At 61.0% G+C, this 12,048-nt stretch carries 15 protein-coding genes; all 15 read left to right on the forward strand.

All coding sequences use genetic code 11. From position 1 onward, the window contains the following. Nucleotides 1-11: 11 nt before the first annotated feature. The 15 genes from fliH to flhB all read left to right on the forward strand — a co-directional run bounded on the left by fliH (nucleotide 12) and on the right by flhB (nucleotide 11,929). Nucleotides 12-773: a flagellar assembly protein FliH gene (gene fliH / locus F2S13_RS20315; RefSeq protein ID WP_166364096.1), complete on the forward strand. Its 762-nt coding sequence runs from the start codon at nucleotides 12-14 to the stop codon at nucleotides 771-773. Continuing rightward, complete coding sequence (fliI, locus tag F2S13_RS20320; protein ID WP_166364098.1) at nucleotides 763-2,121, forward strand: flagellar protein export ATPase FliI; 1,359 nt, start codon at nucleotides 763-765, stop codon at nucleotides 2,119-2,121. The genes fliH and fliI overlap by 11 nt, the downstream gene beginning before the upstream one ends. 6 nt (nucleotides 2,122-2,127) lie before the next feature. Then, the gene (gene fliJ, locus F2S13_RS20325; protein ID WP_166364100.1) at nucleotides 2,128-2,577 is read left to right on the forward strand and encodes a flagellar export protein FliJ; all 450 of its coding nucleotides are present in this window, start codon (nucleotides 2,128-2,130) and stop codon (nucleotides 2,575-2,577) included. A gap of 90 nt (nucleotides 2,578-2,667) precedes the next feature. Continuing rightward, nucleotides 2,668-2,970 (forward strand): STAS domain-containing protein, encoded by a 303-nt coding sequence (locus F2S13_RS20330; RefSeq protein WP_166364102.1) that lies wholly within the window; start codon nucleotides 2,668-2,670, stop codon nucleotides 2,968-2,970. A 7-nt stretch (nucleotides 2,971-2,977) separates the two neighbouring features. Next, the gene (locus F2S13_RS20335) at nucleotides 2,978-4,681 is read left to right on the forward strand and encodes an ATP-binding SpoIIE family protein phosphatase (RefSeq protein ID WP_166364104.1); all 1,704 of its coding nucleotides are present in this window, start codon (nucleotides 2,978-2,980) and stop codon (nucleotides 4,679-4,681) included. A 71-nt stretch (nucleotides 4,682-4,752) separates the two neighbouring features. Then, nucleotides 4,753-5,058 (forward strand): Hpt domain-containing protein, encoded by a 306-nt coding sequence (locus F2S13_RS20340; protein WP_166364250.1) that lies wholly within the window; start codon nucleotides 4,753-4,755, stop codon nucleotides 5,056-5,058. An 81-nt stretch (nucleotides 5,059-5,139) separates the two neighbouring features. Continuing rightward, nucleotides 5,140-6,423 carry a flagellar hook-length control protein FliK gene (locus F2S13_RS20345; RefSeq protein WP_166364106.1) on the forward strand — a complete coding sequence of 428 codons (1,284 nt, stop codon included), beginning with the start codon at nucleotides 5,140-5,142 and terminating at the stop codon, nucleotides 6,421-6,423. 129 nt (nucleotides 6,424-6,552) lie between these two features. After that, the gene (gene fliL / locus F2S13_RS20350) at nucleotides 6,553-7,050 is read left to right on the forward strand and encodes a flagellar basal body-associated protein FliL (RefSeq protein ID WP_166364108.1); all 498 of its coding nucleotides are present in this window, start codon (nucleotides 6,553-6,555) and stop codon (nucleotides 7,048-7,050) included. A gap of 9 nt (nucleotides 7,051-7,059) precedes the next feature. Beyond that, nucleotides 7,060-8,028, forward strand: coding sequence for a flagellar motor switch protein FliM (gene fliM, locus F2S13_RS20355; RefSeq protein WP_166364110.1), 969 nt, complete (start codon nucleotides 7,060-7,062; stop codon nucleotides 8,026-8,028). A 48-nt stretch (nucleotides 8,029-8,076) separates the two neighbouring features. Then, nucleotides 8,077-8,535, forward strand: a complete 459-nt coding sequence (fliN, locus tag F2S13_RS20360) for a flagellar motor switch protein FliN (RefSeq protein ID WP_166364112.1) — start codon at nucleotides 8,077-8,079, stop codon at nucleotides 8,533-8,535. Beyond that, a complete protein-coding gene (gene fliO / locus F2S13_RS20365) occupies nucleotides 8,536-8,955 on the forward strand; it encodes a flagellar biosynthetic protein FliO (RefSeq protein ID WP_166364114.1) in 420 nt (139 codons plus the stop codon). Then, nucleotides 8,955-9,707: a flagellar type III secretion system pore protein FliP gene (gene fliP, locus F2S13_RS20370; protein ID WP_166364116.1), complete on the forward strand. Its 753-nt coding sequence runs from the start codon at nucleotides 8,955-8,957 to the stop codon at nucleotides 9,705-9,707. Before fliO ends, fliP begins: the two co-directional genes overlap by 1 nt. 26 nt (nucleotides 9,708-9,733) lie before the next feature. Then, complete coding sequence (locus F2S13_RS20375; protein ID WP_166364118.1) at nucleotides 9,734-10,003, forward strand: flagellar biosynthetic protein FliQ; 270 nt, start codon at nucleotides 9,734-9,736, stop codon at nucleotides 10,001-10,003. A 3-nt stretch (nucleotides 10,004-10,006) separates the two neighbouring features. After that, nucleotides 10,007-10,789 carry a flagellar biosynthetic protein FliR gene (fliR, locus tag F2S13_RS20380; RefSeq protein WP_166364120.1) on the forward strand — a complete coding sequence of 261 codons (783 nt, stop codon included), beginning with the start codon at nucleotides 10,007-10,009 and terminating at the stop codon, nucleotides 10,787-10,789. A gap of 3 nt (nucleotides 10,790-10,792) precedes the next feature. Further along, entirely contained in the window at nucleotides 10,793-11,929 is a 1,137-nt protein-coding gene (flhB, locus tag F2S13_RS20385) for a flagellar biosynthesis protein FlhB (RefSeq protein ID WP_166364122.1), read from the forward strand. Nucleotides 11,930-12,048: the final 119 nt, after the last annotated feature.

Raw genomic sequence — 12,048 nt, forward strand, 5'->3', positions numbered from 1 at the left:
TGCGTGCAATCATGTCGACCAACGAGCATTTGAGTGAGCTGATTCGCGCCAGGGATGTCGAGGCTTTTGATGTCTGGTCATTGCCCAGTTTCGATCCGCAGCAGCCAGAGCCTGAGCCCGAACCTGAGCCGGAAATCGAAGAAGAGATCGAGGAAGTTCCCCTTGAGGAGGTCCAGCCGCTGACCCTCGAGGAGCTCGAGAGCATTCGTCAGGAAGCCTGGAACGAGGGCTTTTCCACGGGCGAAAAAGAAGGTTTTCACAGTACACAGCTCAAGGTCCGGCAAGAGGCTGAAGTGGCGCTCGCGGCCAAGCTCGCCAGCCTCGAAAGGTTGATGGGCAATCTGCTCGAACCCATTGCCGAACAAGACACCCAGATCGAGCAGTCGCTGATCAATCTGGTCGGACATATCACCCGGCAGGTGATCCAGCGCGAGTTGCGCACCGACTCCAGCCAGATTGTCCATGTGCTGCGCGAGGCCCTGAAGCTGCTGCCCATGGGCGCCGACAACATCCGCATTCACGTCAATCCGCAAGATTTCGAACTGGTCAAGGCGCTGCGCGAGCGCCACGAAGAAAGCTGGCGCCTGCTCGAAGACGAGGCGTTGCAGCCTGGCGGTTGCCGCATCGAAACCGAGCACAGCCGCATCGACGCAACGATCGAAACCCGCATCGAGCAGGCCCTGGCGCAATTGTTCGATCAACTGCATGACCAGAGCCTGCACCCCGCACCCGCAGACATGAGCATCGACCTGGACGCTACCGATGCGCCTTGACCGAACCAGTTTCGGCAAGCGCCTGGATACCTACGCCGACGCAGTCGACTTGCCCGGTCAGCCGGTGGTCGAAGGGCGCCTTTTGCGTATGGTTGGCCTGACGCTGGAGGCTGAAGGCCTCCGCGCGGCCATGGGCAGCCGCTGCCTGGTGATCAACGACGACAGTTACCATCCCGTGCAGGTCGAGGCGGAAGTCATGGGGTTTTCCGGGGGCAAGGTGTTCCTCATGCCGGTGGGCAGCGTCGCCGGGATTGCGCCGGGGGCGCGTGTGGTGCCGCTGGCCGACACCGGTCGCCTGCCGATGGGCATGAGTATGCTTGGGCGTGTGCTCGACGGCGCCGGCAGGGCGCTGGATGGCAAGGGCGGCATGAAGGCCGAGGACTGGGTGCCCATGGACGGCCCGACCATCAACCCGCTCAAGCGCGACCCGATCAGCGTTCCGCTGGACGTGGGCATTCGCAGCATCAACGGTTTGTTGACGGTGGGTCGTGGCCAGCGTCTGGGCCTGTTCGCCGGCACCGGCGTGGGCAAGAGCGTGCTGCTCGGGATGATGACCCGCTTTACCGAGGCCGACATCATCGTGGTCGGGCTGATCGGCGAACGGGGGCGGGAGGTCAAGGAATTCATCGAGCACATTCTGGGCGAGGAAGGCCTGAAGCGTTCGGTGGTGGTGGCTTCGCCTGCCGACGATGCGCCGCTGATGCGGCTGCGCGCTGCCATGTACTGCACGCGCATCGCCGAATATTTTCGCGACAAGGGCAAGAATGTTCTGTTGCTGATGGACTCGCTCACCCGTTTCGCCCAGGCCCAGCGCGAGATCGCCCTGGCCATCGGCGAGCCGCCGGCGACCAAGGGTTACCCGCCTTCGGTCTTCGCCAAGCTGCCCAAGCTGGTGGAGCGGGCGGGTAACGCTGAAGCGGGCGGCGGTTCGATCACCGCGTTCTATACCGTGCTGTCCGAGGGCGATGACCAGCAGGACCCGATAGCCGACTCGGCACGGGGCGTGCTCGATGGGCATATCGTGCTGTCGCGCCGTCTGGCTGAAGAGGGGCATTATCCGGCCATCGACATCGAAGCCTCGATCAGTCGGGTCATGCCCCAGGTTGTCAGTCCCGAGCACATGGGCCGTGCCCAGCACTTCAAGCAACTCTGGTCGCGACTGCAGCAGAGCCGTGACCTGATCAGCGTCGGCGCCTATGTGGCCGGTGGCGACCGGGAAACCGACCTGGCCATTTCGTTGCAGTCATCGCTTGTGCAGTTCCTGCGTCAGGGGCTGCACGATAACGAGAGCCTGCAGCAAAGCGGCGAGCAACTGGCGTCGATTTTCACGCCGAAGGCGTCGGGGTAACAGGCCATGGCTCAGAGCCGTGCGGCGCGGTTGGCGCCTGTCGTCGAAATTGCCGAAGACGCCGAGCGCAAGGCCGCTCAGCGCCTTGGCCATTTCCAGGGGCAGGTCAACCTGGCTGAAACCAAGCTGGCCGAACTGGATCGCTTTCGCGCCGATTACCAACAGCAATGGATCACCCACGGCAGCAAGGGCGTCTCCGGGCTGTGGCTGATGAACTATCAGCGCTTTCTCAACCAGCTCGAAACCGCCGTAACCCAGCAAAAGCAAAGCCTGAGCTGGCATCAGAACAACCTGAACAATGCCCGGGGCACCTGGCAGCAGGCCTATGCCCGGGTCGAAGGATTGCGCAAGCTGGTCCAGCGTTACATCGATGAGGCGCGGCAGATCGAGGACAAACGTGAACAGAAGCTGCTCGATGAATTGTCCCAGCGCCTGCCCCGGCATGACCGCTTCTGAACGGGTATCGGCCGGGGCGAGTTGCCGGGGCTGCAACAGGGTGCTAAACCTTCCACTGTATGGAACTGCCAACTCCAAGGAGCTCAAGCCATGGCCGTAGTGACGGATGTCTCCCCAGACGGGAGATTGACCATCGCAATCAAGGGGCGATTCGATTTCGGCAAGCATCAGGAGTTTCGCAGCGCCTATGAACGGCCTGGGCAAAAGCCCGAGTCGATCACCATCGATTTGAAAGAAACGACCTATATCGACAGCTCGGCGCTGGGGATGCTGCTGCTGATGCGCGACCATGCCGGTGGAGAAAATGCCGACATACGCGTGATCAACTCCAGTTCGGACGTGCGCAAGATCCTCGCCATTTCCAATTTCGATCAACTGTTCGATATCAGTTGATCCGCCCATGCCGACCCTCGAGATACTGACGGTACTGATTGCCGAAGATAACGCTGCCGAGCGCATGTTGCTCTCGAGTATTGTCAGGCGCCAGGGCCATGCGGTCCTGACTGCCGAGAACGGCGCAGAAGCCGTCGAGGTATTTTCCCGGCAGCGCCCCCACCTGGTCTTGCTGGACGCGATGATGCCGGTGATGGATGGTTTCGAGGCTGCACAGCGGATCAAGGCGCTGGCTGGCGAAACCCTGGTGCCGATCATCTTTCTCACGTCGATGAGCGAGGAACAGGCGCTGGTCCGTTGTCTGGAGGCGGGCGGCGATGATGTCCTGGCCAAGCCTTACAACCAGCTCATCCTCGCTGCGAAAATCAAGGCCATGAATCGCTTGCGGCGGTTGCAGGCCACAGTACTGGAGCAGCGTGACCAGCTTGCTCGCCACCATGAGCACCTGCGCCGCGAGCAGCATGTGGCCAAGGCGGTGTTCGACCAGGTGGCACACGCCGGTTGCCTGAACTCGCCGAATATCCGCTACCTGCAATCGCCCTATGCGCTGTTCAACGGCGATCTGCTGCTGGCGGCGTTCACGCCTGCGGGCGACATGCGGGTCCTGCTGGGAGACTTCACCGGGCACGGGTTGCCCGCGGCGGTGGGGGCCATGCCCCTGGCGGAAGTCTTTTATGGCATGACGGCCAAGGGTTATGGCATGGCCGAAACCCTGCGGGAAATGAACGCAAAACTAAAACGGATCCTGCCGGTGGACATGTTCTGCTGTGCGACTTTGCTGGCCTTGAGTTTTCAGCGGCGGCTGGTCGAAGTCTGGAATGGGGGGATGCCGGAAGGCTATCTGCATCGCGTTGCCACGGGGCAGCGAGTGCCGTTGGTTTCGCGGCATTTGCCACTGGGTATCCTGTCGCCCGAGCGGTTCGATGTCAGTACCGAGGTGTTGCCGCTGGCGTTGGGCGACAGGGTTTTTCTGCTGTCCGATGGGGTGATCGATACCCAGGATGCGACCGGGCGGTCGTTTGGTGCCCAGCGTTTGCAGCAAGTATTTGCCGCCAATCAGGCGCCGGAACACTTATTCGAAGATATTTTGCAGGCGGTGGCCAGATTCGGCGGCAAATCCCGTGACGATGTCAGTATGGTCGACATCACCATGGTTGCCCCCGACCGTCTTGTGCCACCCCCGCTGGTCTATTCCGACAGCGGAGAATCGAGCCCCCTGGACTGGTCGGTGAGTTTCGAATTTCGCGCAGATACGCTCAAGCGTTTCAATCCGCTGCCTTACCTGCTGCAACTGTTGCAGGAGATCCATGGCCTGCGCGCCCAAAGCGCAGCGATATACAGTGTGCTGAACGAGTTGTACTCCAATGCGCTCGAACATGGGGTATTGGGGCTCGATTCCACCCTCAAGCGGGATGTCGCCGGATTTGCCCGCTATTATCAGGAGCGCAACGATCGTCTGGAGCGCCTGCAAGAGGGGTACGTGCGCCTGCATCTGCGCATAGAGCCGGGCGTGCAGGGTGGGCGGTTATTGATCGAAGTCCAGGACAGCGGCACGGGCTTCGATGTGGAGCAGGTCCTGGCACTGCCGTTAACGGAACGACGGTTGTCCGGACGCGGGTTGAACCTGGTTCGGCAATTGACCCGCAGCGCCGATTGGGCCGACGACGGGCGCGTTGCGCGCGTAGAGTTTGCCTGGGAGGCTCTGGCATAATTCTGACTTGATCAAGGAGTGAGCAAGTGAAGCATCTCGATTACGATGTGCTCAGTGGTTTGCAGTACATCATGGAAGATCAGTACCCATTGTTACTGGATACCTTTCTCGACGATTCGCAAAAGCTACTGAGCCGGCTGCACGAAGCCCGGACCGCCCAGGCGCTTGGCGAAGCTGCCCATACGCTCAAGGGCAGCAGCAGCAATATGGGGGCCCTGGAACTGGCCGACCTGTGTCGGCAGCTGGAAGAGCGCGCGCAGCAAATACCCTTGAGCGGCCTCGAAGAGCTGGTCGATAGAATCGAACAGGAATTCATGACCGTGCGCCGCTTGTACGGTGAAGAGCGCCAGCGATTCCCGCTCGCGCCAGTGCGCTGAGGACGCGCCATTCCTGCCTGGCCTGATTTTTGCTCCATTTCCTGCAGCTGTGCCACGATCCGCGTACGGAGTAGACCGTTCATGCCTCTTGCTTCAAATCCATTGTTGCAGTCCCTTTCTGTGGCCAAAATCCAGTCGGCCAACGCCGCCAAGCCTGATAAAGCCACGGATGCGGGCGCGGACAAGGCAACTGGCTTTGCACAGGTCTATGCGCAGCAAGCCTCGAGCAAGCAGGCCGTCCAGACCAAGGATGCGCCCGACGACAAGGTTGCCGACGATGAACGCCAGGGGGCTGGCGAGGACGCCGTTGCCGCCGAGGATGCAAGCCTTGCCGTTGACGGCAAAACCTTGCCGGTCGATCCGCCGGAGCAGGCGACCGAAGTCCCGGCTGACGCCAGTCCGCTTGCGGTGGCGGACGTCGGTACTGTCAGTGCCCTGATCGACGCTCAATTGCTCCAGGCGGCAACAGTGGCGCCAACGGCCTTGCCCGCACCAGCGGCCGCTGCCGATCAGGCTCAGGCCGAGCTTGTGCCGCCGTTCGATCCCTCCACCGACCCGTTGGCGGACTTGCCGGCGGTGCGTCTGGCTCTGGAACAGAATGCCCAGGCCCAGGGCAAGACCTCGGCCCACGCGGCAGCATCGAACGCGACGGCGACGACGGATCAGCCTGAGGCATTGCCGGGGCAGGGCAGTGTCAATGGCTTGGCGGCTGCCCTGCTCGACAAGCAGGCCAGTGACAGTACCGACGGTGAGCCGGGCGACAAAGCCTTCAACGGCCTGCTCGATGACGGCCTCAAGGACCTCAAGAGCGCGGCCAGCGATACCCGGGTCGATAACTTTGCCGAACGGCTCGCTACGCTGACCCAGGCCGCTACCCCGAAAACCGCCAATGCCGTGCCCCTGGCCGCGCCCTTGAACCAACCGCTGGCCATGCACCAGAGCGGTTGGACCGAAGGCCTGGTCAATCGGGTCATGTACCTGTCCAGTCAGAACCTGAAGTCGGCCGAGATTAAACTGGAGCCGGCCGAGCTCGGGCGCCTGGACATTCGCGTCAACCTGGCACCGGATCAACAGGCCCAGGTCGCCTTCAGCAGTGGTCATGCCGGCGTTCGCGAAGCGCTCGAAGGGCAAGTCCATCGGCTCAAGGACATGTTCGCCGAGCAGGGGTTGGGACAGTTGAATGTCAGCGTGTCCGATCAATCGCGGGGGCAGGACCAGGGGCGTGAGGCGCAGCGCGGCAATGCGCCTTCTTCTTCGCGGCGTTCCGATAACGGTAGCGAGTCTGTCGACAGTGTTGGTGCTGTGGCTGAAGCTGTCACGCCGAGCGTGGTGCTGGGCTCCAGTGTGGTCGACTACTACGCCTGATCCGGGCGTTTTGTATTGCCAGCGATGGCCGCGCCGCATACTTCAAGTCAGTCCCCATCATTCTGGCATAACACTTGCTCCATCCCATCCGTACGACTATGAACACTCGAATAGCGACGGATTATTGGCATGGCAAAGAGCGACGTAGCGAAAGACCCCGCTGGCAAAGGCAAAATCAAGCTGATACTTCTGGCGGTGTTGGCGCTGTTGCTGGCCGTTGGCCTGTCGGTGGGCGCGACCTGGTTCTTCCTGCAAAAGTCAGCCAGCAAGCCGGCGGCAGCCCCCGAGATGACGAGTCATGTCAAGGCTACGGCCGTCTACGAGCAGCTGAAACCAGCCTTCGTGGCTAATTACAACCAGAACGGTCGCCCACGTTACATGCAGGTCAGCATTACCCTGCAGGGTCGTAACCAGGCGGATCTGGACGCCTTGAAAGTGCACATGCCGCTGATTCGCAACAACCTCGTGATGCTGTTCTCTGCCCAGAGTTTCGACAGCCTGGCCACGCCGGTCGGTCAGGAAATGCTGCGACAGAGAGCAACCGCCAGCGTGCAGGAAGTGGCGCAGAAAGAACTGGGCAAAGTGGTCATCGATCAGTTGCTCTTCACCAATTTCGTATTGCAGTAGGAACACGACATGGCCGTGCAGGACCTGCTGTCCCAGGATGAAATCGATGCCCTCTTGCACGGTGTCGACGATGGGCTTGTCCAGACCGAGAGCGCTGTCGATCCCGGCAGCGTCAAAAGCTACGACCTGACCAGCCAGGATCGCATCGTCCGCGGACGCATGCCGACCCTGGAAATGATCAACGAGCGGTTTGCACGCTATACCCGCATCAGCATGTTCAACATGTTGCGGCGTTCGGCCGACGTGGCCGTGGGTGGCGTGCAAGTGATGAAGTTCGGCGAGTATGTGCATTCGCTGTACGTGCCGACCAGCCTGAACCTGGTCAAGATCAAGCCGCTGCGCGGTACGGCGCTGTTCATCCTCGACGCCAAGCTGGTGTTCAAGCTGGTAGACAACTTTTTCGGCGGCGACGGTCGCCACGCCAAGATCGAGGGGCGAGAGTTCACCCCTACCGAGTTGCGGGTGGTGCGCATGGTGCTGGACCAGGCCTTCATCGACCTCAAGGAAGCCTGGCACGCGATCATGCCGGTCAACTTCGAGTACATCAACTCGGAGGTGAACCCGGCCATGGCCAACATTGTCGGCCCGAGCGAAGCGGTGGTGGTGTCGACTTTCCATATCGAACTCGACGGCGGTGGCGGCGACCTGCACGTGACCATGCCTTACTCGATGATCGAGCCGGTGCGCGAAATGCTCGACGCAGGCTTTCAGTCTGACCTGGACGACCAGGACGAGCGCTGGAGCAAGGCCCTGCGCGAGGACTTGCTGGACGTCAGCGTGCCGATGAATGCCACGGTCGCGCGCCGTCAATTGAAGCTGCGCGACATCCTGCACATGCAGCCTGGCGATGTGATTCCGGTGGAGCTGCCGGACGAACTGGTCATGCGTGCCAATGGCGTGGCGTCGTTCAAGGCCAAGCTGGGTTCCCACAAGGGCAACCTGGCCCTGCAAATAGTCGAGCCGATCGAGCGCCGCTGATCGGCGTGAAGGCTTTTAACCTGTTTTTCTGCCCGTCGAGGACATCTGATGGCAAACGAATACGAAAACAACGCTGCCGAAGACCAGGCTCTGGCCGATGAATGGGCAGCCGCCCTGAGCGAGAGCGGCGACGCTGGACAAGCCGATATCGATGCCTTGCTGGCAGCCGATCTGCCGTCTTCCAATCGGCTGCCGATGGAAGAATTCGCAAGCTCGCCGCGCAGCAACGAGGCGGTGACCCTCGATGGCCCGAACCTGGACGTGATCCTGGATATTCCGGTGACCATCTCCATGGAAGTGGGCAGCACCGATATCAACATTCGCAATTTGCTGCAGCTCAACCAGGGCTCGGTGATCGAGCTCGATCGACTGGCCGGCGAGCCGCTGGACGTCCTGGTCAATGGCACGCTGATCGCCCATGGCGAAGTGGTGGTGGTCAACGAAAAGTTCGGCATTCGCCTGACTGACGTGATCAGCCCGAGCGAACGTATCAAGAAGCTGCGTTGAGTGAGCAGATTACTCGCGATACTGCTGTTGTTGCCGTTGTCTGCGCTGGCGGAGCAGCCGGCGGCGGCGACCAACGCAAGCATGGCTTCGCAGTTGACGCAGATGGTGCTGGGCTTGCTGTTGGTGCTGGGGCTGATCTTCTTTCTGGCCTGGCTGCTGCGCAGGGTCCAGCGCGCGACGCCGCGTGGCGGGCAAGTCATCGAGCTGGTCGGGGCGAAGGTGCTGGGGCCTCGTGAACGCCTGGTGCTGGTTCAGGTCGGCAACGAACAGATCCTGCTCGGGCTCACGCCTGGGCGCATTACACCTTTGCATGTCATGGCGCAGCCGGTCGAAGTGCCGGCTGCCGCGCAGCAGGCCACGCCCGAGTTCGCCCAGCGCCTGATGGAGCTGCTGGGCAAGGATCAGAAGGATAAGAAGTAATGGGCGCGCTGCGCATTTTGATGACGCTGCTGTTGGTGCTGGCAGCGCCCCTGGCGCTGGCTGCCGATCCGCTGTCGATCCCGGCGATCACCTTGTCCAGCGGTGCCAACGGGCAGCAGGAGTATTCGGTCAGCCTGCAGATCCTGCTGATCATGACGGCGCTGAGTTTCATTCCGGCGTTCGTCATGCTGATGACCAGCTTCACCCGGATAATCATCGTCTTTTCCATTCTGCGTCAGGCCCTGGGCCTGCAGCAGACGCCGTCGAACCAGATCCTGACCGGCATGGCCCTGTTTCTGACCATGTTCATCATGGCGCCGGTGTTCGATCGGGTGAATCACGATGCCTTGCAGCCGTACCTCAGTGAAAAGCTCAGTGCCCAGGATGCGATCGCCAAGGCCGAAGTGCCGGTCAAGGATTTCATGCTGGCGCAGACGCGTCAGAGTGACCTGGATCTGTTCATGCGCCTGTCCAAACGAACCGACATCGCCAGTCCCGATCAGGCGCCGTTGACCATTCTGGTACCGGCCTTTGTCACCTCGGAATTGAAAACGGCCTTTCAGATCGGCTTCATGATCTTCATCCCCTTTCTGATCATCGACCTGGTCGTGGCCAGTGTGCTGATGGCCATGGGTATGATGATGTTGTCGCCGCTGATCATTTCCCTTCCTTTCAAGCTCATGCTCTTTGTACTGGTCGATGGCTGGGCGTTGATCATCGGTACGCTGGCTGGCAGCTTCGGGGGCGTATAGGTGCTGGATCTTTCGAGGAGTGCGCCATGACGCCTGAAGTGGCAGTCGATCTTTTCCGTGATGCGCTGTGGCTGACCACCCTTATGGTGTCGATTCTGGTGGTGCCGAGCCTGCTGGTCGGCCTGCTGGTGGCGATGTTCCAGGCGGCCACGCAGATCAACGAACAGACCTTGAGCTTCTTGCCACGTCTGCTGGTCATGCTCATATCGCTGATTGTGGCGGGGCCCTGGCTGGTGCAGATGTTCATGGAATACATACTGTCGCTGTACGGCAGTATCCCGCAGTTGATCGGCTGACGCATGTCTGCGCTGCAGCTTACCGACGGCCAGATCGGTGCCTGGGTGGCGAGTTTCATCCTGCCGCTGTTTCGTGTCACGGCAGTGCTGATGACCATGCCGGTGTTTGGTACCACGCTGGTTCCGGGGCGCGTGCGGCTGTATTTCGCGTTGGCGATCACGGTCGTCATCGTGCCTGGCCTGCCACCGATGCCCGAAGTCCATGCACTCGACCTGAGTGCATTGATGCTGGTGGCAGAGCAAATCATTATCGGGGCCTTGCTCGGGTTTTCGCTGCAACTGTTTTTCCAGGCGTTCGTCATCGCCGGGCAAGTTGTCGCCATTCAGATGGGTATGGCGTTCGCGTCGATGGTCGACCCGGTCAACGGAGTCAATACGGCGGTCCTCGGGCAATTTTTCACCATGCTGGTGACCTTGCTGTTTCTTTCCATGAACGGCCATCTGGTGGTCTTCGAGGTGTTGACCGAAAGCTTCACTACGCTGCCGGTCGGCGGTGGTTTGCTGGTCAATCACTTCTGGGAGCTGGCCACGCGGCTGGGCTGGGTGCTCGGCGCTGCACTGTTGCTGGTATTGCCGGCGATCACGGCCTTGCTGGTGGTCAACATCGCATTCGGGGTCATGGCGCGGGCGGCACCGCAACTCAATATCTTCTCCATCGGTTTTCCGCTGATTCTGGCCCTTGGCATGGTGATTCTCTGGATCAGCCTGGCGGACATCCTCAACCAATATCAGCCGCTGGCTTCCGAAGCCTTGCAGTGGCTGCGTGAACTGACTCGGGCGCGCTGATCCATGGCAGAGAGCGAAAGCGGTCAGGATAAAACAGAAGACCCCACGGAGAAGCGCAAGCAAGACTCCCGTGAGAAAGGTGAGATCGCGCGCTCCAAGGAGCTCAACACTTTGGCGGTCATGCTGGCCGGTACCGGCGGGTTGCTGGCATTCGGCGGCGGGCTCGCGCAAACCATGATGGAGTTGATGCGCACTAACTTCACATTGTCGCGTGAAGTGCTGATCGACGAGCGCTCGATGGGGCTGTTTCTGCTGGCCTCCGGCAAGATGGCCTTGCTGGCGGTGCAGCCGGTATTGCTGGTGTTGCTGATCGCGTCGATCGTCGGCCCGATTGCATTGGGTGGCTGGCTGTTCGCCGCGGGCTCGCTGGCGCCGAAGTTCAGTCGCATGAACCCCTTGTCGGGCCTCAAGCGGATGTTTTCGACCCATGCCTTGACGGAGTTGCTCAAGGCGATGGCGAAGTTTTTCGTGGTCCTGATGGTGGCGCTGGTGGTGTTGTCGTCCGATCGCGACGACCTGTTGGCTATCGCCCATGAACCCCTGGAGCAGGGCATTATCCACAGCGTGCAGCTGGTTGGCTGGAGCGCCTTGTGGATCGCCCTGGGCTTGCTGTTGATCGCCGCGGTGGATGTTCCGTTGCAGTTGTATCAGAGCCACCAGAAACTGCTGATGACCAAGCAGGAGGTGCGTGACGAGCACAAGGACACTGAAGGGCGGCCGGAAGTGAAAGGGCGTATCCGCCAGTTGCAGCGCGAGATGTCGCAGCGGCGGATGATGGCGGCGATCCCGGAAGCCGATGTGGTGATCACCAACCCGACGCACTACGCCGTGGCGCTCAAGTACGATCCCGAGAAGGGCAGTGCACCGGTGCTGCTGGCCAAGGGCAGCGACTTCATTGCCTTGAAGATTCGAGAGATCGCTACCCAGCACAACATCCAGTTGCTGGAGTCGCCTGCATTGGCGCGCTCGATCTATTACTCCACCGAGCTCGAAGAAGAAATTCCTGCGGGGCTTTATCTGGCGGTCGCCCAGGTGTTGGCGTACGTGTATCAGATTCGCCAGTACCGCGCGGGCAAGGGCAAGCCGCCGGAGCCGTTGAAGGATCTGCCGATTCCGCCGGATTTGCGCCGCGATTCCTGATACCCCTCTCGTTCCCACGCTCTGCGTGGGAATGCCTCTCCAGAGCACCTGCGCGCGCATCGACGCTGGAGCGTCTGAGGCTGCATTCCCACGCAGAGCGTGGGAACGAGAATAATCAC

This window comes from Pseudomonas akapageensis, assembly GCF_011355085.1.
In the GTDB taxonomy this organism is placed as follows: Bacteria; Pseudomonadota; Gammaproteobacteria; order Pseudomonadales; family Pseudomonadaceae; genus Aquipseudomonas; species Aquipseudomonas akapageensis.

Coding starts and splice junctions, on each gene's coding strand:
- fliH (WP_166364096.1), top strand. CDS start 12: ATGTCGACCAACGAGCATTTGAGTGAGCTGATTCGCGCCAGGGATGTC.
- fliI (WP_166364098.1), top strand. CDS start 763: ATGCGCCTTGACCGAACCAGTTTCGGCAAGCGCCTGGATACCTACGCC.
- fliJ (WP_166364100.1), top strand. CDS start 2,128: ATGGCTCAGAGCCGTGCGGCGCGGTTGGCGCCTGTCGTCGAAATTGCC.
- F2S13_RS20330 (WP_166364102.1), top strand. CDS start 2,668: ATGGCCGTAGTGACGGATGTCTCCCCAGACGGGAGATTGACCATCGCA.
- F2S13_RS20335 (WP_166364104.1), top strand. CDS start 2,978: ATGCCGACCCTCGAGATACTGACGGTACTGATTGCCGAAGATAACGCT.
- F2S13_RS20340 (WP_166364250.1), top strand. CDS start 4,753: ATGGAAGATCAGTACCCATTGTTACTGGATACCTTTCTCGACGATTCG.
- F2S13_RS20345 (WP_166364106.1), top strand. CDS start 5,140: ATGCCTCTTGCTTCAAATCCATTGTTGCAGTCCCTTTCTGTGGCCAAA.
- fliL (WP_166364108.1), top strand. CDS start 6,553: ATGGCAAAGAGCGACGTAGCGAAAGACCCCGCTGGCAAAGGCAAAATC.
- fliM (WP_166364110.1), top strand. CDS start 7,060: ATGGCCGTGCAGGACCTGCTGTCCCAGGATGAAATCGATGCCCTCTTG.
- fliN (WP_166364112.1), top strand. CDS start 8,077: ATGGCAAACGAATACGAAAACAACGCTGCCGAAGACCAGGCTCTGGCC.
- fliP (WP_166364116.1), top strand. CDS start 8,955: ATGGGCGCGCTGCGCATTTTGATGACGCTGCTGTTGGTGCTGGCAGCG.
- F2S13_RS20375 (WP_166364118.1), top strand. CDS start 9,734: ATGACGCCTGAAGTGGCAGTCGATCTTTTCCGTGATGCGCTGTGGCTG.
- fliR (WP_166364120.1), top strand. CDS start 10,007: ATGTCTGCGCTGCAGCTTACCGACGGCCAGATCGGTGCCTGGGTGGCG.
- flhB (WP_166364122.1), top strand. CDS start 10,793: ATGGCAGAGAGCGAAAGCGGTCAGGATAAAACAGAAGACCCCACGGAG.